Origin of the sequence: Methylobacterium carpenticola, from assembly GCF_042748905.1 — a bacterium.
GTDB lineage: Bacteria > Pseudomonadota > Alphaproteobacteria > Rhizobiales > Beijerinckiaceae > Methylobacterium > Methylobacterium carpenticola.
Map to the genome: position 1 here is coordinate 4,928,633 of NZ_JBHZEO010000001.1, position 22,858 is coordinate 4,951,490.

General features: G+C 67.8%; 23 protein-coding genes and 1 pseudogene. 13 read left to right on the plus strand and 11 right to left on the minus strand.

Features of this window, described 5'->3' with window-relative positions; genetic code table 11:
• Positions 1–112 precede the first annotated feature (112 nt).
• Complete coding sequence (locus ACE101_RS22845) at positions 113–688, minus strand: hypothetical protein (RefSeq protein WP_379134497.1); 576 nt, start codon at positions 686–688, stop codon at positions 113–115.
• Positions 689–1,062: 374 nt separating this feature from the next.
• On the opposite strand from ACE101_RS22845, the gene ACE101_RS22850 reads away from it, so the two are divergent.
• The 6 genes from ACE101_RS22850 to ACE101_RS22875 all read left to right on the plus strand — a co-directional run bounded on the left by ACE101_RS22850 (position 1,063) and on the right by ACE101_RS22875 (position 6,023).
• Positions 1,063–1,881: a class I SAM-dependent methyltransferase gene (locus ACE101_RS22850; protein ID WP_379134500.1), complete on the plus strand. Its 819-nt coding sequence runs from the start codon at positions 1,063–1,065 to the stop codon at positions 1,879–1,881.
• A gap of 220 nt (positions 1,882–2,101) precedes the next feature.
• On the plus strand, positions 2,102–2,668 hold the full coding sequence (locus tag ACE101_RS22855) for a glycoside hydrolase family 108 protein (protein ID WP_379134503.1): 567 nt from the start codon (positions 2,102–2,104) through the stop codon (positions 2,666–2,668).
• Positions 2,669–2,756: 88 nt separating this feature from the next.
• Positions 2,757–3,455, plus strand: coding sequence for a hypothetical protein (locus ACE101_RS22860; protein ID WP_379134506.1), 699 nt, complete (start codon positions 2,757–2,759; stop codon positions 3,453–3,455).
• An 11-nt stretch (positions 3,456–3,466) separates the two neighbouring features.
• Positions 3,467–3,973: a hypothetical protein gene (locus ACE101_RS22865; protein ID WP_379134509.1), complete on the plus strand. Its 507-nt coding sequence runs from the start codon at positions 3,467–3,469 to the stop codon at positions 3,971–3,973.
• Between the two features lies 1 nt (position 3,974).
• A complete protein-coding gene (locus tag ACE101_RS22870) occupies positions 3,975–4,337 on the plus strand; it encodes a hypothetical protein (RefSeq protein WP_379134512.1) in 363 nt (120 codons plus the stop codon).
• 381 nt (positions 4,338–4,718) lie between these two features.
• Positions 4,719–6,023: an OprO/OprP family phosphate-selective porin gene (locus tag ACE101_RS22875; RefSeq protein ID WP_379134514.1), complete on the plus strand. Its 1,305-nt coding sequence runs from the start codon at positions 4,719–4,721 to the stop codon at positions 6,021–6,023.
• A gap of 31 nt (positions 6,024–6,054) precedes the next feature.
• Here the strand turns inward: ACE101_RS22875 and ACE101_RS22880 are convergent.
• A pseudogene (locus ACE101_RS22880) lies at positions 6,055–6,381 on the minus strand (ROK family protein); the annotation flags it as partial.
• Positions 6,382–6,740: 359 nt separating this feature from the next.
• On the opposite strand from ACE101_RS22880, the gene ACE101_RS22885 reads away from it, so the two are divergent.
• Positions 6,741–8,231: a carbohydrate porin gene (locus ACE101_RS22885; RefSeq protein WP_379134517.1), complete on the plus strand. Its 1,491-nt coding sequence runs from the start codon at positions 6,741–6,743 to the stop codon at positions 8,229–8,231.
• A gap of 19 nt (positions 8,232–8,250) precedes the next feature.
• A complete protein-coding gene (locus ACE101_RS22890) occupies positions 8,251–8,709 on the plus strand; it encodes a hypothetical protein (RefSeq protein WP_379134520.1) in 459 nt (152 codons plus the stop codon).
• Positions 8,710–8,772: 63 nt separating this feature from the next.
• Here ACE101_RS22890 and ACE101_RS22895 read toward each other — a convergent pair whose 3' ends face one another.
• The 5 genes from ACE101_RS22895 to ACE101_RS22915 form a co-directional block, all read right to left on the minus strand.
• Entirely contained in the window at positions 8,773–8,970 is a 198-nt protein-coding gene (locus ACE101_RS22895; protein WP_379134523.1) for a hypothetical protein, read from the minus strand.
• Between the two features lie 10 nt (positions 8,971–8,980).
• On the minus strand, positions 8,981–9,232 hold the full coding sequence (locus tag ACE101_RS22900; RefSeq protein WP_379134526.1) for a hypothetical protein: 252 nt from the start codon (positions 9,230–9,232) through the stop codon (positions 8,981–8,983).
• Between the two features lie 36 nt (positions 9,233–9,268).
• Positions 9,269–9,526: a hypothetical protein gene (locus ACE101_RS22905; RefSeq protein ID WP_379134529.1), complete on the minus strand. Its 258-nt coding sequence runs from the start codon at positions 9,524–9,526 to the stop codon at positions 9,269–9,271.
• A 571-nt stretch (positions 9,527–10,097) separates the two neighbouring features.
• Positions 10,098–10,385 carry a hypothetical protein gene (locus ACE101_RS22910; RefSeq protein WP_379134532.1) on the minus strand — a complete coding sequence of 96 codons (288 nt, stop codon included), beginning with the start codon at positions 10,383–10,385 and terminating at the stop codon, positions 10,098–10,100.
• Positions 10,386–11,234: 849 nt separating this feature from the next.
• Positions 11,235–11,513 carry a hypothetical protein gene (locus tag ACE101_RS22915; RefSeq protein WP_379134534.1) on the minus strand — a complete coding sequence of 93 codons (279 nt, stop codon included), beginning with the start codon at positions 11,511–11,513 and terminating at the stop codon, positions 11,235–11,237.
• Positions 11,514–12,676: 1,163 nt separating this feature from the next.
• On the opposite strand from ACE101_RS22915, the gene ACE101_RS22920 reads away from it, so the two are divergent.
• The gene (locus ACE101_RS22920; RefSeq protein WP_379134536.1) at positions 12,677–14,719 is read left to right on the plus strand and encodes a peptidoglycan DD-metalloendopeptidase family protein; all 2,043 of its coding nucleotides are present in this window, start codon (positions 12,677–12,679) and stop codon (positions 14,717–14,719) included.
• Positions 14,720–14,736: 17 nt separating this feature from the next.
• Here the strand turns inward: ACE101_RS22920 and ACE101_RS22925 are convergent, their stop codons facing one another.
• Positions 14,737–15,207 carry an Lrp/AsnC family transcriptional regulator gene (locus tag ACE101_RS22925; RefSeq protein WP_379134539.1) on the minus strand — a complete coding sequence of 157 codons (471 nt, stop codon included), beginning with the start codon at positions 15,205–15,207 and terminating at the stop codon, positions 14,737–14,739.
• A 110-nt stretch (positions 15,208–15,317) separates the two neighbouring features.
• On the opposite strand from ACE101_RS22925, the gene ACE101_RS22930 reads away from it, so the two are divergent.
• The 3 genes from ACE101_RS22930 to ACE101_RS22940 all read left to right on the plus strand — a co-directional run bounded on the left by ACE101_RS22930 (position 15,318) and on the right by ACE101_RS22940 (position 18,325).
• Positions 15,318–16,292, plus strand: coding sequence for a mitochondrial fission ELM1 family protein (locus ACE101_RS22930; RefSeq protein WP_379134541.1), 975 nt, complete (start codon positions 15,318–15,320; stop codon positions 16,290–16,292).
• A 33-nt stretch (positions 16,293–16,325) separates the two neighbouring features.
• On the plus strand, positions 16,326–17,303 hold the full coding sequence (gene trxB / locus ACE101_RS22935; RefSeq protein ID WP_379134544.1) for a thioredoxin-disulfide reductase: 978 nt from the start codon (positions 16,326–16,328) through the stop codon (positions 17,301–17,303).
• Between the two features lie 131 nt (positions 17,304–17,434).
• Entirely contained in the window at positions 17,435–18,325 is an 891-nt protein-coding gene (locus ACE101_RS22940) for a LysR family transcriptional regulator (RefSeq protein WP_379134546.1), read from the plus strand.
• A gap of 220 nt (positions 18,326–18,545) precedes the next feature.
• On the opposite strand, the gene msrP is transcribed toward ACE101_RS22940, so the two are convergent.
• Positions 18,546–19,520, minus strand: a complete 975-nt coding sequence (gene msrP / locus ACE101_RS22945; protein ID WP_379134548.1) for a protein-methionine-sulfoxide reductase catalytic subunit MsrP — start codon at positions 19,518–19,520, stop codon at positions 18,546–18,548.
• 332 nt (positions 19,521–19,852) lie between these two features.
• Here msrP and ACE101_RS22950 point away from each other — a divergent pair, with 332 nt between their 5' ends.
• Positions 19,853–20,089 (plus strand): hypothetical protein, encoded by a 237-nt coding sequence (locus tag ACE101_RS22950; protein ID WP_379134551.1) that lies wholly within the window; start codon positions 19,853–19,855, stop codon positions 20,087–20,089.
• Between the two features lie 64 nt (positions 20,090–20,153).
• On the opposite strand, the gene ACE101_RS22955 is transcribed toward ACE101_RS22950, so the two are convergent.
• Both ACE101_RS22955 and ACE101_RS22960 read right to left on the minus strand, forming a co-directional pair.
• The gene (locus tag ACE101_RS22955) at positions 20,154–21,902 is read right to left on the minus strand and encodes an AMP-binding protein (protein ID WP_379134554.1); all 1,749 of its coding nucleotides are present in this window, start codon (positions 21,900–21,902) and stop codon (positions 20,154–20,156) included.
• 35 nt (positions 21,903–21,937) lie between these two features.
• A complete protein-coding gene (locus ACE101_RS22960) occupies positions 21,938–22,660 on the minus strand; it encodes a hypothetical protein (protein ID WP_379134555.1) in 723 nt (240 codons plus the stop codon).
• Between the last annotated feature and the right edge of the window lie 198 nt (positions 22,661–22,858).

Genomic DNA, 22,858 nt, shown 5'->3' on the forward strand with positions numbered 1-22,858 from the left:
CACCACCCCGAGCGGACCTCGCGAGCGGGTATCAAGCGTCAGGTTTGGACCACTAGTAAAGGCGGCGCGAGCGCATCAACGAACGGTAAGTTTATTCAGCAGCTGTATTTCACTAATCCGGCTCCTCCTCTGAATTTGTGAAACGAAACTCGACAGTCGTATTCGGATCTGGGTCGGTACAATAGGAGAAATGGTGAAAATAAAGCCGGGATGCGCTTCTTAAATCATTGGAATTATATTCGAATTTCCCCCGTTGAAACTCGTATGTACCGCCCTCGTGCAACCAGTATCTCTCAAGGTAGAACCCAATTCTCTTTCCGGGAATTCCATCGCGCAATTCATTTCTAAGAACTCTGATTTTTATTTTAGTATCTTTATTATTTGGCATCCAAAAAGGATCCCATTCCTGATAATAATATCTATCTTCATCCCAAACTGCTATTTTCCAAGCTGAGACCTCGTCCCGATCCCGCTTCAATATGATTTGTTTTATGCCAAGACCTCTCGGCACCATGTCCCTAAAGTAAACCCTGTTGCTGATTGGACCGCAAAGCGTCCTCACGGGCGGCTTATCTGCGACTCTGACCAACAAATTATCAGCAATGATTTTTGAGGCAACGTCGCTCGCCCAAGCATCACTTGCGGATAACACTAGAGCACAAAATATAAACGTGACAGTTCGGTGCATGCTGCCCTCCATCCGCTATGGGAAAACCCTCGGCTCTTGGGAGATCAAGGACGATGACGGGAACATGCACTAGCCAGCACAAGCTATCTTAAGTACTAATCCATTTAATTCATAGCTGTGAGCGCAAACAAATATTAGTCCGTGATCCGCGCTAGTGGTCCAAATCTGACGCTTGATACCCTCCGCGAGGGGCCGCTGCCGACACGTTGCAGAAATTCGCAACGTCCGCTTCATGGCGGTCCGATTGGAACATGATCAATTTTTCAGGTCGAAACGGACGCCAATGGCCCCGCTTGCTGTCGCTCACCCGATCGCGCAACATCCAAGTCGGCAACGGCCTGCATTTTAATGCCGAGATGCAATAGGATTAGCTCATGTCGGCTCATGAACATTGGCAAATGGATGCCAGCGCGCCGGAGTTGTATGAGCGCTATCTCGTGCCAGCCATTACCTCGATATGGGCTGATGATCTTCTTGGCCGAATTATGCTACGGCGCAGCGACAGCGTACTCGACATTGCTTGTGGTACGGGCGTTGTGGTTAGGCTGGCAGAGCAGCGCGGGCATGTCGGAAGGCTGGTTGGCATTGACGTCAATAAAGCGATGCTCGGGATTGCACGTTTGAAATCTGCAGCAATCGAATGGATCGAGGGCAGCGCTTCAGAACTGCCGTTTAACACAAACAGTTTCGACGTGGTGATTTGCCAACTCGGGCTACAATTTTTTTCTGATCGACGGTTGGCGCTTGAGGAAATGGTGCGAGTTCTCAAATCGGGCGGACGAGCGGGAGTGAGCGTCTACAGCGCGATTGAGCACACGCCGGTAGCGCACGCCTTTGTGCAAGCGCTAGACACATTTCTCGGGCCAGGAGCGTCACGAACCAAGCGTGCGGAGCATCTCTCCTGCGATGCGCAGGAGGTCGGCAGTTGGCTAAAGCAGGTCGGGTTCGACGTTGTAGAAATTGCCACTGTTTCCAAGCATATCACGTTCCCGTCGATTTTAGACTACGTTCGATTTCAGCTAACGGCGACCCCGATGGCTGCGTTGTTGAAAGATAAGGACGCGCGCGAACGTGAAAATTTGTTGGCGTCGATAGCTGACGACGCCGCTTCTCGCCTCCATCCCTCAATGCTGGCCGGTGGCAAGCTTACATTTCCTCAGCAAGCGTTTGTCGCGACGGCTTCGCTCCGCTGATGCGTCTGCTTTTGGCCTCGACACCGAAGTCCGGACCCCACCCTCAGCAGCCATTCACATGGTCAAGCTGATTGCGCTTTTACCCGTAAGGATCGGGGCCGCGCCTCAGCCGGCCTAAGCATATCTCTCCCCCGTATCGCAGATCCCCATGACCGCTGCCCTTGATGGGCCGGCGGCCGAGATCTCGTGACCCTCTGACCCCTGACAATCGGAGACCATCATGACCGCGTCGTCGTTCGACCGGGCGCTCGCGCTCGTCCTCGCGCATGAGGGAGGCTACGTCGACCACCCCGACGATCCCGGCGGGCCCACCAACCTCGGCGTGACCATCGGCACGCTCTCGGCCGCGCTCGGCCGGCCCGCCACCCGGGCCGAGGTCCGGGCGCTCACGCCGGTAAGCGTCGCACCGCTCTACCGCAGCCGTTACTGGGACGTGGTGCGCGGCGACGACCTGCCGGCCGGGCTGGACTATGCCGCCTTCGATTGGGCCGTGAACTCGGGTCCGGCCCGGGCGGCGATCGCGCTGCAGCGGCTGGTCGGCGTGGCGGATGACGGCCACATCGGCCCGCTCACGCTGAAGGCTGTCGGTGGGCAGGACCGGCAGAAGCTGATTGGCTCGCTCTGCGATGCGCGCATCGCGTTCCTTCGAGCGCTCTCGACGTGGCCGAGTTTCGGCAAGGGCTGGACGTCCCGCGTGGCCGGCGTGCGCAAGGTGGCCCTCGGCATGATCGCAGCCCCGCCCGCGGTGCCCACCTGCCCGAGCTGCGGCAAGCCGCTCGCCGCCTGACCCTCTCCCGAGCCCGGCGGGTATCCCGGCGCACCATCCCCGAGCCGGCCGGGCCCGCCGCGCATCTCCTCACAATCAGGACACCCCCATGATCCGCAAGCTCTCGCTCGCGGCGCTGGCGCTCGCCTGCGTCATCGCCCCCGCACATGCCGGCGCTGTGCTGCCCGTGGCCGATTTCACCTTTCGAGCCGGCCCCGGCGCGCCCGGCCTCGCGCTCGGCCTCGTGCTGATCAGCACCTGCGCCCTGGGCGCGGCGGCGATCGTCGCGCTCGCGTACCGCCTTCCGGTCCTCGGAACGGCGCTGGCGCTCCTCATCGCCCTCGTCCTGCCCGCCACGGCCGCCACAGCCGCCGAGGTCGGCGGAACCACCGTCGAGATTCCGTGGGGCGCGTGGCTCGCAGCGCTGATGCCCTCCGTGGCTTCGGTGGCGGTCACCATCCTGGCCGGTGTCGCCTCAGCTGCCCTCGGCAAGGTCGCGCCGTGGCTGACCCTCTTCATCAGCCAGAAGCGGATCGAGGCGACCATCCAGACCGCCGTGGACTACGGCATCAACGCCGTCGAGGGCGCCACCAAGGACGGCAAGCTCTCCGTCCCGGTGGGCTCGCGCGTGCTTGCCGTGGCGCTGCAGCGTGCCGTGGACAGCACCCCGAAGTGGATCATCGACGCTGTGGGCGGCCCGGCCGAGATCGCGGCGCGCATCTTCCGGGCGCTGCACCTCGACGAGAACGCCTCGGCCGCGAAGGTACTGGAGCCGGTCCTGGCGAGCCTGCCCGCACGGACGAAGTGAGGACGGCCGCCATGCTGCTCCCGATCGCCTCCCCCTCGGCCGCGCATCCCGCGGGGCCGTACAGCTCGCACCGCCTGTTCGAGTGGGCGATGGCGGTGATGATGCTGCTGATCGCCCTGACGCTCGCGCTGCCGGGCGATACGATGGAGCGGGCCTCGCTGAAGCCGATCGCCGACCTCGGCTTCAGCGAGGGCAGCATGGCGTTCTTCTTCGGCACGGTGGGCGTGCTGCGCGCCACCGCCCTCTACCTCAACGGGCACATCAACAACGGCATGATCCGGCCCAACGGCGCCAACGTCCGGGCGGTCTGCGCCGGGTTCGGGGCGCTGGTCATGGCGCAACTCACGCTGGCCCTGGTGGTGGATGCCTTCCGCTCGGAAGCGCCATCGTTCGTGATCCCGGTCTTCGGGACGCTGACGCTGTTCGAGGCGATCAGCTGCTACGTGGCCCGCCTCGATGCGGTGGACCGCCAGTCCCGCCTGGGCAAGGCGCTGACAGCCCTGGAGCAGGTACGCTGACATGGAGCACCTGATTGCCCTGCTTCCGCTGCTCTCCTCCATGCCGGCGCTCCAGGTGATCGTCGGCGGGATCGTCGCGCTGACCTGCGTGGCGATGGTGCTGCGGGCCAACCGCGACAAGGCCGAGGTGCCGCCGCCCGCCCCCGGCACGATCGGGGACGCGATGCTGCACTTCCAGGGCCCGGCCGCGCTGCTCGATATCCAGCGCGAGATCCGGGACATGCTCCGGCAGTGCACCGAGTACCAGGGTCGCATCGCCGAGTGCGTGCGGATCATGCGGGAGGAGAACCGGCGCCAGACCGAGCTGCTGGACAAGATCGAGCGCGAGCAGTCGGTCCAAGGGCGGGCGCACCGGGAGCACTGACCCTCGCGCCCTCCCTTCCGAAGGCGACACAAACTCCCATTCTGGAGGCGGACACCAGGGGCACGATCGAGGCGTGGCGGCGGCAGTACAACGAGAGCCGTCATCACACAGCTGCGGCCTGGTATGCTGCATCAGGGTCGTCGAAACGTGGGGGCAGACGGCCTGCTCCGGCTGGCTCGGCGCGATTTCCCTCGTTAGCTCAGTGATCCATCCAGGACTGCCCGGAGGCTCCTTGGTTCCCTTGTGGCGATGCACCCTGCTGGATGTCACCCGCAAGCCGCAGCTACTCAGGATCAGCTGTCATACGCGATTGTGAGGGATGACTGCGCAGGTGCGAAGGCAGATGGTCCGGCACTGTGAGTTTCGGGAAGGCGAGCCGTCATGAAGCGCGATTTCCGTATACACCAGAGATGGTTAGCCGGCACCGCAATCGGCCTTGCCGCGCTGGCGGGCTGGGCTCATTCTGGGTTCGCAGCTGATGCGGGAGCATCCGCTCAGACCCTGCCCCGCTTCGTCCAAGCCGATCTCGGCGTCCCTGGCGTCACCCTCGACGAGAGGGGCATCACCGTGAAGTCTCCTGACGATGCTGTGCGGTTCCGCATCGGGGGCCGGCTGCAGCTCGATCCCGGCTTCGGCGGTACCAACCCGCGCATCCCAGACGGGTTCGGCTCCAACATCGAAGTCCGGCGTGCCTGGATCGAGACCTACCTGACCATCAACAACGCCGTCGAACTCGCCTTCCAGTACGACCTGAACACGGACCGCACGCCGATTCAGGACGCTGCCATCGGCTACCACGGCATCAAGGGGCTGGTCGTATCGCTCGGCAACTTCAAGGAGCCCTTCAGCCTCCAGCAGCTGATCAGCGACAACAACACCACCTTCGTGGAGCGCGCGCTCCCCGACTCCCTCGTTCCGGCTCGCAACACGGGCTTTGCGGTTGCTGGCTATGGCGACCGCTGGACCCTCGCGGGCGGCGTATTCGGGGGCAACATCAACACCGGCGTCGAACTCGGCGGTATCGCTGGGACGGTGCGTGCCACCTACGCACCGATTCTGAGTGAGTCCGAGGTGCTCCACCTCGGCGTCGCCGGCAGCTTCCGGTCCTACGACCAGAACGATCGCAGCCTCTCATTCTCATCAAAGCCGGAGGAGTTCATCTTCCAGACCACGCTGATCAACACCAGCACCATCCGCAATGCCAACAACCTCACCCGCTTCGGGGCCGAGGTGGCCTACCAGAATGGGCCGTTACGTGTGCAGGGCGAGTACATCCGCGCCGACGTTGGTCGCAGTGGCGCGCTGTCAGGCGCCACATTCGAGGGCGGCTACGTGGAAGGCGCCTGGGTGATCAACGGCAAGGGCCGTCGCTACGCGCTTAACACGGACTACGGCACCGATGTGGCGATCTTCAAAGGGGTCCAGGTTGGTGAGACGGAGCGAGTGAGCCGGGGCGGCATTGGCGTTTTCGAACTTGCGGCGCGCTACAGCATCCTGAACCTCAAGGATGGCGGGATTGCCGGAGGCGTCGAGCGCGACTGGACGGCGGGCGTGAACTGGTATCCAGACAGAAACATCAGGCTGATGGCCAACTACACGCATGCCACCGCGGATGGCTCGCCAGTCGTGGGTGGCCAGCGGATCGAAGCGGATATCGCCGAGTTCCGGCTGCAACTCTACTGGTAGGATCCGCGCGGACCGCCTAATCTCCAGAGGACTATCGATCCACGGCGCCGCTCGCGGATGCGAACCGGGCGTTACCGAGGCCCGTCCCGATGGTGAGCACGCCCCAGCGGGCGACGTTGCGCTGGAAGGGAACCTCGCTTAGGCCCTGCACCACCGCATCGTTGTGCATCACCACCGTTGTTGCCGCCCCGCCAACCATCGGGAGGGCAGCACGCACCCGTTTCGGCAGGTTGAAGTCCGATGCCTCCCAGTTGCCCGGCAGGTTCTGCGCCCCGCGCACGATCGCACCGTCGGCGCGGATCTCGCCCGGACTGGCCAGCCCGATAAACGGCACGAGCCGGGGCCCGGCATGCTCTGCGCCGCTCCTCAGTCTGCACCTTGCCGTCGTGTTGCACGTCGAAGTAGTAGCGAGGCATGAATCCTCCTGTCTGAAGGGCATACCTCGGCGGCGAGGTCTGGGCGTCAACGTGGATCACAACATCAAGCTGGTCCCTCGCGCATGCCGAATGGCTGTTCGCTTTCCGGCTCCTCAACACCCCACGCCAGCCGCACCGCACCCTCGCCCGAAATATTAGCTGGTGCACGCGGTCATCACTCAATTATGAGGCACACTCTACCAATACGCCGGGATGAATGACCGGGTCTGAGGCGCCCCGCCCGCTCCCAGCTGCCGTGCCGCCGTGCTAGGGCGATGGGTGAGGCTGAGGGAGCGGCAACGTGCGGATCAGGATCGGCTTCGCACTCGGACTGGCGCTGGGCGCGGCGGATGTCGAGGCGCAGCCCTCGTCCGAGGACGCCGCCCGGATCGCCGGGGAGGGGATCGCCATCGGCTCGCCCTTCGGCGCCGGCGGCGACCCGCAGACCTCGGTGGCCCAGCCGGACACCTCCGCCAAGCCCTCGGCCAACCTCAACACCTCCATCGCCGACCAGCTCGGGCCCGCGGGCGACCCGGGCGGCTACCGCGCCTTCCTCAAGACCAAGGGCATCGAGTACAGCCTGACCTATATCGGCGAGGTGCTCGGCAACGCCACCGGCGGCGCGCGGCGCGGCGCCATCGCCGAGGGCCGCCTCGACGTGCAGGTCGACATGGATCTGGAGAAGCTCGCCGGCTGGACCGGCGCGGCGATCCACGCCAACGCCTACCAGATCCACGGCACCGGCCTGTCGCGCTACTACGTCGACAATTTCATCACGGTGAGCGCCATCGAGGCGCTGCCGTCCACCCGCCTCTATGAGGCGTGGTTCGAGCAGAAGCTGTTCGATGGTCAGCTCGCCCTGCGGATCGGCCAGCTCGCCACCGATACAGAGTTCGCTGTCAGCCAGACCGGCACGCTGTTCATCAACTCGACCTTCGGCTGGCCCAACATCATGGCGGTGATCCTGCCGAGCGGCGGCCCGATCTACCCGCTCGCGACGCCCGGGGCCCGGATCAAGTACGTGCCGAACCGCAACCTCTCGTTCCAGGCCGGCGTCTACGACGGCGACCCCGCTGGGCCCGACCGGCTCGGCGTCCAGCCTGATCCGCAGCGGCGCAACCGCACCGGCACCAACTTCCGCCTGACCGACCCGCCGCTCGCCATCGCCGAGATCTCGTACGCCTACAACATCGACAAGGGATCCGGCGGTGAGCCCGGCACGGTGACGCTCGGCGGCTGGCACCATTTCGGCCGCTTCGCCTCCCTCGACCGCGACGATGCCGGGCGCGCGCTGGCCGATCCCGCATCGACCGGTGTCGCCCGCCGCTTCCGGGGCAACAGCGGCGTCTACGGGATCATCGATCAGACGATCTACCGCGAGCCGGACGATCCCAACGACGGCGCCAGCGTGTTCCTGCGCCTGTCCGGCGCACCCGCGGACCGCAACCTGCTCGACCTCTACCTGGATGCCGGGATCGCCTACAAGGGATTGTTCCCGGGCCGCTCCGACGACACACTCGGCCTCGCCTTCGCGCTCTCGCGCGTCTCGCGAAGCGCTCGACAGGCGGACGTGGACGCCATCCAGTTCTCCGGCCTGCCGCAACCGCGGCGGAGCGCGGAAGCAGTGCTGGAGGCCACCTACCAGGCTGTGCTCGGCCCCGGCGTGACGATCCAGCCAGACGTTCAATACGTGTTCAAGCCGAGCGGGGGCGTCACCAACCCGCGCTTTCCGGAGCTCGGGCGCGTGAAGAACGCCGCCGTGTTCGGGCTCCGCGCGACCATCCGCTATTGAGGTTACGGGAGGAACGCACATGCGCGGCCAAGCCCGACTAGTGATAGCAGCGCTCCTGCTCTCCTCGAGCGTGTTCGGTGCCCTGAGCGCAGACGTGGAGCGGCTGGCTCGGCTGCTCATCCCAGCTCTGATGGCGCACCAGTTCGCATCTGCCTGCCAAAGCCGTGATCCAGACTTCGCCTCCGAGGTTGGAGGCTTTCCGGCGGTAGAGGCGTTCTCCGAGCGCGTTCGCGGCAGCGTGTTGGCAGGCCTTTCGCCGGCACACGCGCGGACGGTGCTTCTAAGCGCCGCTGCCGCTGCGAGAAACGCTGCCGTGTCCGAGGTTCGTGCATTGGCTCATTCATCGGCAGATGAGGAGAACCGCCGTCTCGATCGGTGGTGCGATCGGTCTGCCGAGCCGTTCGTGCGAACGATCATAGAGCGTCACGAGCAACAGCAAGAGACGTTTCGGCAGGAGATCGCACGCGCGAAAAGCTGATTTTCGCTGAGAGAGCCAGGATGATTGAAGCTTTCGCGCAGCCTTCCCATTATGGTTGCGCTTTCAGTGCTCCCCCATCTCGCTCATCGCGATCAGGTCGCGCGCTCGCGCATAGGCGAGATCCCTGAACGCGCGCTCATAGGTGTCGCTCAGGTCCAGGTCCTCCCATGCCGGGCAGCTCTGGATGTTGAGCCGGGTGATCTCGTGGATCTCGCGGGCGAGGATATCGAGCTGGGTGGGATCGGCGGTAGGTTCGATCATGAGGCCTGGGTCAGTGAGTGGCGGTGTAGAAGACGATCCGGCCCGCGGCTTCGAGGAAGTTGGCGTGCTCGCCCTCAAGTGGCACGTAGCGGCCCGTTGACCATCTCTCGGCGGTGAACCATTCGCGGGTCAGCTCGCCTTCTTCGCCGTTCTGCCACAGACGGACACGGCCAATCGCGAGGGGGTCCCCGTCCCGGTAGATCCGCTTCGTGTGCGTACCGTCCAGGCTCGGCAGCCACTCCTCATCGTAGATGATCGACATCGGCAAGCCCCCCCGGCCCCGGCGCCGCATCATAGCTCACGCCGGCCGTGCCAGCAGGATTGCGGTCCGCACGACCATGCGGCGGGCACGCGCGCTGATGTCGGGATCAGAGAGGATGTCGCTGGCGTACTCGTGGCTCGTCACGGCAGCTGCGATATCGATCGCCACGCCCTTCGCGATCAGCCGCGTGCCGGGCGTGGGATCGTTCAGATAGTCCGCGACGGCGGCATTCAGCTCGGCGTCGGTGACCTGCTTGAGCTTGAACAGCTCGCCGATCGTGGGGGTGTCAGGCATGCCGGCACCGTAGCCTCAGGAGTCGGCGGGCGGGAGGGGCAGCGGGCCGGATGGACAGGCTCGGGCACCGCTATCCGACCCGCTGGTGCCACTGCACATGCCTTACGGGGTCTCGGTCGAAGGCCGCGCGCAACGACACGCGCTCTCTATGGGGTTGGGCGGGCGTGGCGTCGTTCACTTTGGTTGAGCTTGGCCCAATCGCTGCACGCTCGACCGTGACCCGCTTGAGCTTGTAGAACTCGCCAAAGGTAGGGGTACCGGGCATGCCGTTACAGTTCCCAACCAAGTGAGCGCTCGAAGGCAGCAGCGTTCTTTTGTTGGCCTATGGGGTCTACAACCGAGATGTCGCGAAAACCTCGACCCTCTAACTCCCGGACCTTATCTAAAGCCTGCTCGTCCGTGCCGCATGCGAACGTTAGCGTGCGGCCAGAGGCATCCGTGCCTATTACCTTGTACAAGGGTACCTTCTCCTACTTGCGCCGAGCATACGCCAGTCGGCAGTGGGTCGCGAGCGAATAGGCAGGCGGCGAACTCGCCCACTTCGACGCGCCGGTGCACCTGCCGGCTCAGGCTAGTGCTTGCGCACCAAGGCGAGCAGCACATCCACGGGAAGAGGGCTGGGATGCTCCGGAAGCGCGAGGCTCACGGGCGCACCCACGGCCGCCATGATCACTCTCAGGTCTTCAACCCAGTCCTCAGCCTCGGCCAGGGTCGTAAAGCCCGTCCGGAACACCGTCTTGTCAGGCTTCATGGTCGCAGCGACGGTGAACCGCCCGTCCGGCCCATCAAGGATCTGATAGGTCACGCGACGCGCCATCAGCACGACGTTGCGCAGAATGCTTTCGCAGACACCGGTCATTCCTCTTGTGGCGTGCCAGAGCTGGGATGGGGCCTTCAACTACGAGAAGGCTGTCGGCAGGAAGAGCACTGAGAACGTCGACCTGAGCGCCGAGTTCAATGCCCTTCTTCGCGAGGCGGGATCGATCGGGGACGTCCGCGATCGCGACGATGCCTGGCACCTGGAGGCCAGCTTCATGACAGAGCGCCAAGCGCGGACATGCTCCGAGGAGCGGAGCGAGATGGAGGGCGAGGAGCCAAGGCTTGGCGCCGCGGGGCCTGAGCTCCCTCACGGAACCGCCGAGGGCTCCGCGACATACCCCCTCAAGACATACATCAGGACTTTGAGTGCCGGCCGAGCCTTCCCCCTCGCGCCGGCGTCGTTATGCGGAGGTAAAGCCCAGCGATGCAGGATCAAACGACGTCTGTCCCGGACGTGGAGCAGCAGCTCAAGCGGGTGTGGGCCACTTCCCTGGCCCTCTTGGGCGAGACGGCGCTCCTCGGCCTCGCTGTGCAGATCGCGTGGTCCAACGCTTGGCTGGGTCCGATTCGACGGGCGAGCGAGGCTTCCCAGCAGGCGTGGGCGCAGCAGGAGCGGAGCGCCCGATTGATCCGGCGTGGCGTCCCTGATCAGCTTGCCCGGCAGGGCCTTCGGATTGTGGAGCGGTGGGGGAACTAGGTGGAGCTGAAATCACCCCCGCGCCGGCGCTCCTTTGTTTATGCGCCGCCTGTGCCATCACGCTAGGCTGCCGGTTCCTGCTGGACTGACACCCGCCCAGCGCGGCCCACTGGGCGGTGGTCGAGACAACACCCAGAGCCGGCGGCCCTCCTCCCAGACCCAGGGGCGCGGCCGGCACCTATAGTTCAGCTCCTAGGAGACCTTGAGCGCGTTCTGCTCCGCCCCGTCCTCAAGGCAGCTCTTCACCCACCTCTCCGCGTCCCCGGTGGTGTCGAACGCCTCAGGCGCGCGGTGGGCGCAGGGACCAAACCCCGCTTCGAGGAACCAGCGGCCGGCGAGTTCATCGCTGACCGAATTGCGGAGCTGCGAGATGATGGCGACGAGCCGGCCGTTCGCGAACAGCAGGAGGCCGTCTTCAGGCTCGGTGAAGGTGGCAATGCGGACTGCCTGCGAGGCAAGTTGCAAGGTCATGGGAGGCACTTAGGAAGCGTGCCGGGCGCCTGTCATCCCCCCGAAAAGGCAATTTTCGCCTGCAATGTGCTGCATCAGGAGCGGGGTTGTGCCGACAGCAGATGACGGCGGCCCGGCCGCTGCTGGGGCTGCCGAGCCGCCGGTGACGCCAGCTGAGCAGTACGGCAAAGCAAGCGTGACGATCTGCAAGTAGGATTGGTCCCCCTTGGAGCAAGCACGCAGCAGAACGCCCAGCGGAGGGTTAGGACCTTGCTGGGCGTCTGTAGCAGGGGGTCTGTAGCAGGGGACTTCAATGACCGATTACCGCTTCAACAGGGCTGCGACGCCTTTGTTCCCATCTGGTGGGCTCCTGCTTGCGATAAACATGGTGGCCGGGCTGCCTACATCGCCACCGATGCCCGAGATCGAGGCAAGCTCCTGGAGCCTGCATCTCTACAGCCAGTCAGCCACAACCTCCTGACGGTAGGCCTCTGAGGGTGTTCTAGCCGAGACGGTCAGCGTCCACGTCGAAGTTCTCTACTAAGCGCCGGCAGTTGCTCCGCGTCTCCACCCACTCCTCCGGCCGGAAGCCGGGGCAGGGCGCTTGTCCAGGCGACAGGCTTGCGAGCCCGCGCGACCATTTGAGGACGGCAGGTGATAGGGCAGCGGCGGACGATTCGAGCATGGCCAGACGCTAGCCACAGAAGCCGGTGCCCAGAAAGAGCGACGGGTCACGCACCTCCGCGCAGACCTGTGGACGCTCACCCCTCCTCTGGCGCTCGCCCAGGAAATGCCCAGGAAATGGGTACGATCCCGGCGAACAAAGCGTGGGCAACTCGCACACGCACTCCATATTTATCAAGGATTTAGAATGCCCGCACCACGTTCGGGACGTGGGGGTCGCAGGTTCAAATCCTGCCACTCCGACCAAATATCCCGCTTTCTTCCATCCCCGGCAATTTCACAGGACCTAGCACGAAGCGTGATCGCACGTGCGCGATCCTCTTGCGGGGCGCCTCAATCCTGACATGCTGGCAGCCGAGACGATTGCGGACGGGCTTATGGCCTCCGGTTGATTTCGGTCCGCGGCCTGCGCATGGTCGCGCCGGCAACCGGACGCCGCCCCGCCCTGCGGGTCCGCCGCTCGGATGGGCCCGCGAGACGACATCCTTCCAGGAGCCACGGTGAAGCGCGCGCGCCTCGATCCGGCCGGGTATCCAGCAGCGACCTCCCGCGCCGGGCGGACGGCCGATCCCGGGCGTGAGCCGCCGCTCAACCTCGCGGGGGCGGATTCGCCCCGGGCGGACCGGCGCGACGTGAACCTGCGCTGGCTCGCCGCCTGCGTGCTCACCGGCATGGCCGGGACCGGGCTGATCGGCTCCGCGATCTGGGTCTCGCTTCAGGGCGAGCTGAGCTTCGCCCAGTTGCCCCAGGCGGTGGCGATCGCGGCGCGACCGCAGCCGAGCGACGGCGGCTCCAACACCGCCCGCAAGGGCGACCGGCTGGTGCGCAATCCGATGGTGGCGCTCGCCAAGCAGAGCTTCCGCGCGCCGGTCACCATCCGGGCGGGGGAGCGCGAGATCATCAAGGTCCGCCCCTTCGTGCGGATCGCCACCGCCCTCTCGACCACGGCGGGCCTCGCGGCCACCGACATCCCGCCCTTCGACCCGATGCGCTTCTTCAGCGAGCCGGGCGCCGAGCGCGCGCCGGAGGTGGCGGCGACCGAGACGCCCGACGCGGACGTCTCGGTGGTGAAGCGCAGCCTCGCCGACGTGACGGTCGGGCCGGGCGCCCCCGCCCTCACCGACGACGACGTCGCGGCGCAGATCGAGGAGGAGCGCCGGCTCGCCGCCGAGGCCGGGCGCCTCGCCGCCCTGCCCATCGCCCCGCAGCTGATGCTCTCGCGCGCCCTGCGCAGCTTCCCGGCCCTGCCGGGCCTCGACGCCGAGCCCGGGCGCGATTCCGGGCCCTTCAAGTCGATCGAGGTGCGGGTCCTGCGGGAGAACGTCACCGATCTCGCCAAGATCGACGCGCGGCCCCGCGAGGTGCCCCTCGTCGAGGAGCGCGACGTCACCATCAAGCGCGGCGAGACGCTGGAGAGCGTGCTGCGGGCCAACACCGCCCTGGAGGATCAGTTGCGGCCGATCCTGGCCGCGCTCGGCGGGTTCACCCGCGCCACCACGGTGGGCGAGGGCCAGCAGATGCGCCTGCTGATCGGGCCCGGGCCGAAGCCCGGCGATCCGCGCCAGCTCAACCGGGTGATCCTCTACGGCGAGCACGGCATCGAGGCGATCGCGGCCATGAACGACCGCGGCCAGTTCGTCTCCGTGGCGCCGCCCGCTCAGGAGGGCGTGGCGCCGAAGACCGCGCCCGCCGCCGGCTCGGACGAGGACGACGACGGCACCGGCGCCCGGCTCTATGCCAGCCTCTACGAGACCGCCGCCCGGCACGAGCTGCCGCGCAGCATGGTCGAGGATCTGGTGCGGATCTTCGGCTACGACGTCGATTTCCAGCGCCGGGTGGCGAGCGGCGACAACCTCGAACTCGTCTACACCTACGACGAGGAATCGGGCGGCTCGGCGGAACGGCCGGACCTGCTCTACGCGGCGCTGACCGTGGGCGGCGAGGCGCGGCGGGTCTACCGCTTCCAGTCGCCGGACGACGGCACCATCGACTTCTTCGACGACATGGGGCGCTCGCTGAAGAAGTTCCTGATCCGCAAGCCGGTGGCGGACGGCAACATGAGTTCCGGCTTCGGCTACCGGCGCCACCCGGTGCTGGGCTACGCCAAGCTCCACACCGGCGTGGACTGGTCGGTGCCGATCGGGACGCCGATCGTGGCGGCGGGCAACGGCACGATCCTGAAGGCGGAATGGGATTCCGGCTACGGGCGCCGGGTCGAGCTGCAGCACGCCAACGGCTATGTCACCACCTACAACCACATGTCCCGGTTCGGCCGCGGCATCGCGGCCGGGGGCCGGGTGCGCCAGGGCCAGGTGATCGGCTACGTGGGCTCGACCGGCCTCTCGACCGGCGCCCACCTGCACTACGAGGTGATCATCAACGGCCATTTCGTGGACCCGATGAAGATCCGGGTGCCGCGCGGCCGCGAACTCGATGGACGCCTGCTCGCCGAGTTCCGCCGCCAGCGCGATCAGGTCGACGGGCTGATCCAGAAATCCACCAGCGGCACCGCGCTCGCACAGCATCGCGAGGCGATGCGCTGAGAGGAGGGGCGCGGGCCCTACTCCTCCGCCAGCGGCGCCACCGGCTCGTCCTTGATCTGGTCGAGGGCGAGCGCCGTGCGGACGCTGCGCACGTTCGGCAGGGCCGTCAGATCGGCGACGAGACGCTGGAAATCCGGCAGGTTGCGGGCGACGCACTTGAGCAGGAAGTCGGTCTCGCCCGAGAGCGTCCAGGCCTCGCGCACGGCGGGCCAGGTGCGCATCTCGGCCGCGAAGGCGGCGATCTCCGCCTGTCCCTGCGCGGCGAGCTGCACCATGGCGAAGCACACCACCTCGTAGCCGAGGAGCTTCGGGTCGAGGAGCGCCCGGTAGCCGCGGATGATCCCGGCTTCCTCCAGCGCCCGCACGCGGCGCAGGCAGGGCGGCGCCGAGAGCCCGACCCGGCGGGCGAGCGCCACGTTGGTGATGTTCCCGTCGGCCTGCAATTCCCGGAGGATCGCCCAATCGATGGCGTCGAGGCGGACTGGCAAGGTGCAGGCGGGTCCCAGCGTCGGGGTTTCCGGTCCCCCGTACAGGTCCGCCGGGCGGGACACAAGGCGCCGCGCTTGACTCGTCCGGCCGCCGGCCCGATGCGGGGCCGGTGACCGCGCTTCCCCCCGGCACCACCGCCTGGATCCTCACCGACGGCAAGGCCGGCGACCTCGCCCCGTGCCGGGGCCTCGCGCAGGCCCTCGGCCTGGGCGCCGAGGAGCGGCGGGTCCGGCCCCGCCCGCCCTTCTCGTGGTGGGCCCCGCGCGGCCCGGCCGACCCGCGCGACCGGGTGCTCGCGCCGCCCTGGCCCGACCTCGCCATCGCCACCGGGCGCCGGACGGTGCCGGCGCTCCGCGCGCTCAAGCGGCGCTCGCGGGGCACGACCTTCACGGTGTTCCTGCGCGATCCGCGCATCGGCCCGGGGGCCGCCGACCTGATCTGGGTGCCGGAGCACGACCGGCTGCGCGGCCCCTCCGTGCTCGCGACCCTGGGCGGTCCGCACCCGGTCTCGCCCGCGCGCCTCGCGGCGGCCCGCGCCGCGCCCGATCCGCGCCTGTCCGCCCTGCCCTCGCCCCGCGCCGCGGTGCTGGTCGGGGGCGACAGCCGCCACGGGCGGGTGCGCCCGGAGGCGCAGGCGCGCTTCCTCGCCGCCCTCGACCGCCTGAGCCGGGAGGCGAGCCTGATGATCACCGCCTCGCGCCGCACCCCCGCGCCGCTGCGCGCGGATCTGCGGGCCCTCGCCGCCGGGCGGGGCGGCTTCTTCTGGGACGGCGAGGGCGAGAACCCCTATCTGGCCCTGCTGGCGCTGGCGGATGCGGTCGTCGTCACCGCCGACAGCGCCAACATGGTGGGCGAGGCGGTGGCGACCGGCTCCCCGGTTCTCCTCTTCGAGCTCTCCGATACCTATGTTCGGCATCGCCCGTACTTTGCCGCACTCGGGCACTACGGAGCTGTGCATCCGTTCGATGGCAGACTTGATGGTCCGCGCTACGAACCCTTAGATTTCACCCCCGCGATCGCAGAGGCCGTCGCGGCTGCCTATCTCAGGCACCGCGATGCGCTCGCCCGCCCGACCGGCCCCTGACGCCGGCCCGGGCTGGCAGGCCCGGAGACCCTGATGTCCACCACCCACGAGAAGCTCATCATCATCGGCTCGGGACCGGCGGGCTACACCGCCGCGATCTACGCCGCCCGCGCGATGGTGGAGCCCCTGCTGATCTCCGGCTTCCAGCCCGGGGGCCAGCTCATGATCACCACCGACGTCGAGAACTATCCGGGCTTCGCGGAGGCGATCCAGGGCCCCTGGCTCATGGAGCAGATGCGCCTCCAGGCCGAGCATGTCGGCACGCGGATCGTCTCGGAATACATCGCCAGGGTCGATCTCAAGCAGCGCCCCTTCCGTCTGGAGGCGGATTCCGGCGCGGTCTACACCTGCGACGCGCTCATCATCGCGACGGGCGCCCAGGCGAAGTGGCTGGGGCTGCCGTCCGAGGCGAAGTTCCAGGGCTTCGGCGTCTCGGCCTGCGCCACCTGCGACGGGTTCTTCTTCCGCGGCAAGGACGTGGTCGTCGTCGGCGGCGGCAACACCGCGGTCGAGGAGGCGCTCTACCTCGCCAACCTCGCCGCGAAGGTGACGGTGGTGCATCGCCGGGACGCCTTCCGGGCCGAGCGCATCCTGCAGGAGCGCCTGTTCCGCCACCCGAACGTCGAGGTGGTGTGGAACCACACGGTCGAGGAGATCGGCGGGCGCGAGAGCCCGGCCCCCTCGGTCACGCATGTGCGCCTCAAGGACGTGCGGACCGGCGCGGTCACCGAGCGCAGGACCGACGGCGTCTTCGTGGCGATCGGGCACCAGCCCGCCACCGCGATCTTCGAGGGCCAGCTGCCGATGCGCGCGGGCGGCTACCTCGCGGTCGCGCCGGGCACGGCGGCGACCGAGGTCCCGGGCGTGTTCGCGGCGGGCGACGTCACCGACGACGTCTACCGGCAGGCGATCACCGCGGCCGGGATGGGCTGCATGGCCGCCCTGGAGGCGGAGAAGTACCTCGCGAACCTGGCGATCGGCGAGACGCCGCGCCAAGCCGCGGCCGAGTAGGGCGAGAGGCGGGATCGGTCGCAACGCTGCGGGGTCCCGCCCCGCTCCGTCGCGGCTCAGGACAGTACGCGTTCGCGAGAGCCGCCCGCCGCCCCCCGCCGGCCGGAGCTCTGGCGCGGGGATGACCAGCCGTGGATTGGGACAAGATCCGGATCTTCCTGAACGTCGCCGAGGCGGGAAGCTTCACGAAGGCCGGCGACGACATCGGTCTGAGCCAGTCGGCGGTGAGCCGCCAGATCAGCGCGCTCGAACGCGAGCTGAAGGCGCCGCTGTTCCATCGGCACGCCCGGGGCCTGATCCTCACCGAGCAGGGCGACCTCCTGTTCCGGGCCGCCCGCGACATGAAGATGCGGCTGGAGACCACCCGCGCCCGCCTCGTGGAGACGAGCGAGCGGCCCTCCGGGGACCTCAAGGTGACGACCACGGTGGGGCTCGGCACCGCGTGGCTGTCGCACCGGATCTCCGAGTTCATCGACCTGCATCCGGACGTGCGGGTCGAACTCATCCTGACCAACGAGGAACTCGATCTCGCCATGCGCGAGGCCGACGTGGCGATCCGCCTGCGCCGCCCCGCCCAGCCGGACCTGATCCAGCGCCGGCTGTTCACGGTGCATTACCACGTCTTCGCCTCCGCCGAGTACATCAAGCGCTTCGCCGAGCCGCGGACCATCGAGGACCTCGACAAGCACCGGATCGTCTCGTTCGGCGGCGACCAGCCCTCCTACCTGATGGCGACGCACTGGCTGTCGACGGCGGGCCGCGAGGGGCGCGAACCCCGCACCGTGCATTTCACGGTCAACAACATCTCGGCCCTGCAGGTGGCGGTGGAGACCGGCGTCGGCATCGGCATCCTGCCGGACTACGTGGCGAACGGGAATCCGCATCTCGTGCAGGTGCTGCGCGACATCGAGATGCCGAACCTCGAGAGCTACCTCGTCTATGCCGAGGAGATGCGCTCGGTCGCCCGCGTCCAGGCCTTCCGCGACTTCCTGGTCGCCAAGGCCCAGCGCTGGACCTACTGAGGGACCCCACCGGGCCTCGGCGCCCGATCGGGTTTCGTTCCATGCGCCGGGCCCGGGCCTGATAGACCATCGGGGTGGTTGCGGGTCGCGCCCGTCCGGCGATCATGGGGGCGGCCGGTCCGGGACGTCGACCGGCCGATCCCCTCTGAGTGGGCCCGGCCCGGTGGCCGGCCCCGATCACACCTTAGGCCGGGCTCCGCGAGGACCCGGCCTTTTCGCGTCACGCGAACAGCCGCTCCTTCTCCAGCCCCTTGTAGAGACCCGCCACCTGCTCGGCGTAGCCGTTGTAGAGGAGCGTCGGCACCCGCTGGTCGGTGCCGAGCACGCGCTCGCTCGCCTGGCTCCAGCGCGGATGCGGCACGGCCGGGTTCACGTTCGCCCAGAAGCCGTATTCGGAGGCCTGCAGCCCCTCCCAGAAGGTCTTCGGACGCTCGGCCGTGAAGGTGATGCGGTTGATCGACTTCACCGACTTGAAGCCGTATTTCCACGGCACGGCGAGGCGCAGCGGCGCACCGAACTGGTTGAGCAGCGGCTTGCCGTAGACGCCCGTCGCCAGGAAGGCGAGTTCGTTGCCGGCCTCCGCCAGCGTCAGCCCCTCGGTGTAGGGCCAGGGATAGAAGAACTGCCGCTGGCCCGGCGCCATCCCCTTGTCGAGGAAGGTCTGCATCCGGACGTATTTCGCGTCCCCGGTGGGCTTGGCGAGGGCGACGAGCGCCGCGAGCGGAAAGCCCGTCCAGGGCACCGCCATCGCCCACGCCTCGACGCAGCGATGGCGATAGAGCCGCTCCTCCAGCGGCATCTTGCGCACCAGATCCTCGAAGCCGATCTCGAACGGCTTCTCCACCAGCCCGTCGACCTTGATGGTCCAGGGCTGGACCTTGAGGGCGTTCGAGCCCGGCGTCACCGTCTTGTTGGTGCCGTACTCGTAGAAGTTGTTGTAGTCCGCGCTATAGCGCTGCTCGGTCAGCGGCCGGTCGAGGGTGTAGGCCTCGTTCCGCCTGGCCGGATAGAGATCGGCGGTGCCGGTCGCGCCCGTGCCCTCCCCCGGCAGGGCGGCGAAGGCGGGCCCGCCCGGCAGGGCGGCCGCCGCCAGCCCGAGCGCGCCGCCGAGCAGCGTGCGGCGGTCGAGGAAGACCGCCTCCGGCGTCGCCGCACGCTCCGGAAGCTCCCAGCTGCGCTTCGATCTGATGTGCATGTCTCGACTCCTTGGCGGCTCGGTCGCCCTCGGGCCGCAGATCGGGATCCGGGAGCGGGAGCACCAATCACGGTTCGGCGAGAATGCCTCCGCGGTTACCGGCCAACGGCCCGATTCCTGCTTGTGGCTCCGGCACGGGGCTTCGCCCGGGCCCCTGGTTCGCCCAGCGCAACCCAAGTGATTTACAGGATGACGCTTCGTTTCGCATTGTAATGGACTGACCCGGCGGCAACAGGAGACTCCGACCGGCGCCGCACAATCCTTTGCGGCGATCGAAATGTGCGCGAATAAAATGCGCGACATGGCTCGCCTCGCGTGCCATAGAGCCCGCCATGCCTTCGAAGAAGCCGAAAGAGACGGCCTTCACAGTTGCCGTATCCGCCCCGGAGGACGCCGCCGGTGCTCCAGCGCTCCAAGTCTACGTGGCGATGGCGCTCGATGCGCCGCGCGCCGTCGAGGCCGTGCGCGCCGTCGCGTCACCGGATGCGGCGGTGGAATTGAGCGGCACCCTCTCCGACCGCCTGACCACCCGCCTGAAGCTGCGTCCGGGAGAGGTCAGGCCGATCTGACGCGGCGCCTCGGGCTGGCGCCGCGGCCCTCCGGCGAGACCCCGCGGTGGATCGGGATCCGCGCTCAGGGCGCCCCGTCGCGCAGCTCCCGCCGCAGCACCTTGCCGACATTGCTCTTCGGCAGGGTCTCGTGGAAGACGAACTCGCGCGGGACCTTGTAGGCGGTCAGGCTCTTGCGGGCGAAGGTGCGCAGGGCGTCGGCGGTGAGGCCGGGATCGCGCGGCACCACGTGGGCGATCACCATCTCGCCGCATTCCGGCATCGGCCGGCCCACCACCGCGACCTCCAGCACGCCCGGATGGGTCGCCAGCACGTCCTCGACCTCGTTCGGATAGACGTTGAAGCCGGAGACCAGGATCATGTCCTTCAGCCGGTCGACGAGGCGCAACTGCCCGTCGGGCTGCAGCACCGCGACGTCGCCGGTGCGGAAGTAGCCGTCCGGCGTCATCACCTTCGCGGTCTCCGCGGGCCGGCGCCAATAGCCCGGCATCACCTGCGGCCCGCGCACGTAGAGTTCGCCCGCCTCGCCGACCGGCACCTCGGCCCCGTTCGGATCGCGCACCGAGACCTCGGTCGAGGGAACCGGATAGCCGATGGTGCCCGACCATTCGCTCAAGCCGCGCGGGTTGATGGACACCACGGGCGCGGTCTCCGAGAGGCCGTAGCCCTCGATGATCGGCTTGCCGGTGAGCGCCTTCCAGCGCCGCGCCACCACCGCCTGCACCGCCATGCCCCCGGCATTCGCGAATTCGAGCATCGACCAGTCGACCTTGCCAATGTCCGGATGGTTGAGCAGGGCGTTGAACAGCGTGTTGACGCCCGACAGGTTGGTGAAGCGGTTCGTGCGCAGGAGCTTCACGAAGCCCGGGATGTCGCGCGGGTTGGGCACGAACAGGCAGCAGGCGCCCAGCCGCACCATGAAGAAGAAGCAGCAGGTGAGGCCGTAGATGTGGTAGAGCGGCAGGGCCGTGACCATGACCCGGCCGGCCCCCTCGTCGTCGCGCATGCCGAACCAGACGCGGCTCTGCTCGATATTGGCCATCACGTTGCGATGGGTGAGCATCGCGCCCTTCGAGACGCCGGTGGTGCCGCCGGTATATTGCAGGAAGGCGAGATCGCCCGGCTCGATCGCCACCGGCCGGAACCCCGCCTTGCGGCCCGCCGCGAGCGTCGCCCGGAAGCTCGTGGAGCGGCCGGGGGGCAGGCTGTAGGCGGGAACCGCCTTCTTGAGGTGGCGGGCGGCGAGCGTGACGAGCGCGCCGCGCAGGCCGATCCCGTCGCCCGCGCCCGCCACCGCCACCATCTCCAGCTCCGGGAGCGAGGGCAGCGCCTCGGCGACGACGGAAGCGAAGTTCTCCAGCACGACGAGCACGCGGGCGCCGGCATCGGCGACCTGATGGATGAGTTCGCGGGCCGTGTAGAGCGGGTTGACGTTGACGGCGATGGCGCCCGCGATCAGCGTCCCGAACAGGGCGATCGGGTAGGTCGGCACGTTCGGCAACATCAGGGCGACCCGGTCGCCCTTGCGGATGCCGTGCGCCTGCAACCAGCCCGCGAAGGCTTCCGCCCCCTCCTTCAGATCGGCGAAGCTCAGCGTCGCCCCGAAGCAGCGGACCGCCGGGCGCTCGGCGAAGCGCGCCGAGGCGGTGGCGAAGAGATCGGCCAGGGTGCCGAGCCGGTCGGCATCGATCTCGGCCGGGACGTCGCTCGGATAGGCCGCCAGCCAGGGCCGTGCCGGAATGCCGCCCGACGGGACACGCACTGCTTCACCCATCTCCGCTCCTCCCGCGGTGCCCGTTCCGCGCACCATCATTGCCGTCGAGTCGGCCGTTGGCTCGGCCGTTACTGTCAACGTTGAGAGTAACGGCCTCGCGACACGGATTCAACCGCGGCCTCCGACCGTCTCTCACGGCGTGCCATGATGATAGCGTGCGGCAGGAAGGCAATCAGCACCAATCCCGCGGCGATCAGCGCCTCCCGTCCGTCCAGGCTGCGCTGCGGCCAGCCGGCGAGGCCGAGCGTGCGGCCGAGGCCGAGGAGGCCGAGGGCCCACCAGAGGGCGGCGGCCCGCAGCAGCGCCCGCAGCAGCGCTCGCAGCCCTTGGCCGCGGCGGCCCTTGCGGCCTCCGACCAGCCCCGCGAGGCCGAGCGCCGCCCCGAAGGGCAGCATCGCCGCGAAGGCGCCGAGCGCCCGCGCCCCGGGCATCGGCACGCCGTGGAGGAAGCTCATTCCGCCCACCATGAAGGCGAGGCGCAGGACGAGGCCGCCGAAGGTCGGATAGAGCGACAATCCGAGGAGCAGCCCGAGCCCGAGCGCGGCTCCGAGCAGGCGCAGGGCGACGGGCCGATCGAGGGCCTCGCCGGTCACCGCGAGGATGCGGGCAGCCCCGTAGATCACCGCGAAGGGATAGAGCGGGAACTGATCGAGGAAGAAGCCGAAGAACAGGCCGCCGAACCCGGCCGCCTCGACGCGCGCCTGGTTCAGGCCGGCCAGAGCCGCGATCCCGACAGCGGCCAGGGCCGCCGCGAGAGGCACGAGGGCCGTGACGAGCGCCCGGCCGGGCAGGGTCATGGCTGAAGACGCTCCTCGCGCGGACACCGTGATGCCGACGTACCGCAGATCTGCGACGGAATCAGGACCCGGAGCGGGAGCCCGTCGTCCGGGATGCCTGCCGCTCCGGCGATTCGCGGGGCCCGGGAGAGAGACCCCCGCGGGCCGGCCTGCTTCGGGTCTCGCCAACGGCCCAAGATGCTGACGCATCGGGCCGTT

What these genes read in the sequence shown, in the direction of transcription:
- ACE101_RS22845 (WP_379134497.1), bottom strand. Translation starts at nt 688, where the DNA reads ATGCACCGAACTGTCACGTTTATATTTTGTGCTCTAGTGTTATCCGCA.
- ACE101_RS22850 (WP_379134500.1), top strand. Translation starts at nt 1,063, where the DNA reads ATGTCGGCTCATGAACATTGGCAAATGGATGCCAGCGCGCCGGAGTTG.
- ACE101_RS22855 (WP_379134503.1), top strand. Translation starts at nt 2,102, where the DNA reads ATGACCGCGTCGTCGTTCGACCGGGCGCTCGCGCTCGTCCTCGCGCAT.
- ACE101_RS22860 (WP_379134506.1), top strand. Translation starts at nt 2,757, where the DNA reads ATGATCCGCAAGCTCTCGCTCGCGGCGCTGGCGCTCGCCTGCGTCATC.
- ACE101_RS22865 (WP_379134509.1), top strand. Translation starts at nt 3,467, where the DNA reads ATGCTGCTCCCGATCGCCTCCCCCTCGGCCGCGCATCCCGCGGGGCCG.
- ACE101_RS22870 (WP_379134512.1), top strand. Translation starts at nt 3,975, where the DNA reads ATGGAGCACCTGATTGCCCTGCTTCCGCTGCTCTCCTCCATGCCGGCG.
- ACE101_RS22875 (WP_379134514.1), top strand. Translation starts at nt 4,719, where the DNA reads ATGAAGCGCGATTTCCGTATACACCAGAGATGGTTAGCCGGCACCGCA.
- ACE101_RS22890 (WP_379134520.1), top strand. Translation starts at nt 8,251, where the DNA reads ATGCGCGGCCAAGCCCGACTAGTGATAGCAGCGCTCCTGCTCTCCTCG.
- ACE101_RS22895 (WP_379134523.1), bottom strand. Translation starts at nt 8,970, where the DNA reads ATGATCGAACCTACCGCCGATCCCACCCAGCTCGATATCCTCGCCCGC.
- ACE101_RS22900 (WP_379134526.1), bottom strand. Translation starts at nt 9,232, where the DNA reads ATGTCGATCATCTACGATGAGGAGTGGCTGCCGAGCCTGGACGGTACG.
- ACE101_RS22905 (WP_379134529.1), bottom strand. Translation starts at nt 9,526, where the DNA reads ATGCCTGACACCCCCACGATCGGCGAGCTGTTCAAGCTCAAGCAGGTC.
- ACE101_RS22910 (WP_379134532.1), bottom strand. Translation starts at nt 10,385, where the DNA reads ATGACCGGTGTCTGCGAAAGCATTCTGCGCAACGTCGTGCTGATGGCG.
- ACE101_RS22915 (WP_379134534.1), bottom strand. Translation starts at nt 11,513, where the DNA reads ATGACCTTGCAACTTGCCTCGCAGGCAGTCCGCATTGCCACCTTCACC.
- trxB (WP_379134544.1), top strand. Translation starts at nt 16,326, where the DNA reads ATGTCCACCACCCACGAGAAGCTCATCATCATCGGCTCGGGACCGGCG.
- msrP (WP_379134548.1), bottom strand. Translation starts at nt 19,520, where the DNA reads ATGCACATCAGATCGAAGCGCAGCTGGGAGCTTCCGGAGCGTGCGGCG.
- ACE101_RS22950 (WP_379134551.1), top strand. Translation starts at nt 19,853, where the DNA reads ATGCCTTCGAAGAAGCCGAAAGAGACGGCCTTCACAGTTGCCGTATCC.
- ACE101_RS22955 (WP_379134554.1), bottom strand. Translation starts at nt 21,902, where the DNA reads ATGATGGTGCGCGGAACGGGCACCGCGGGAGGAGCGGAGATGGGTGAA.
- ACE101_RS22960 (WP_379134555.1), bottom strand. Translation starts at nt 22,660, where the DNA reads ATGACCCTGCCCGGCCGGGCGCTCGTCACGGCCCTCGTGCCTCTCGCG.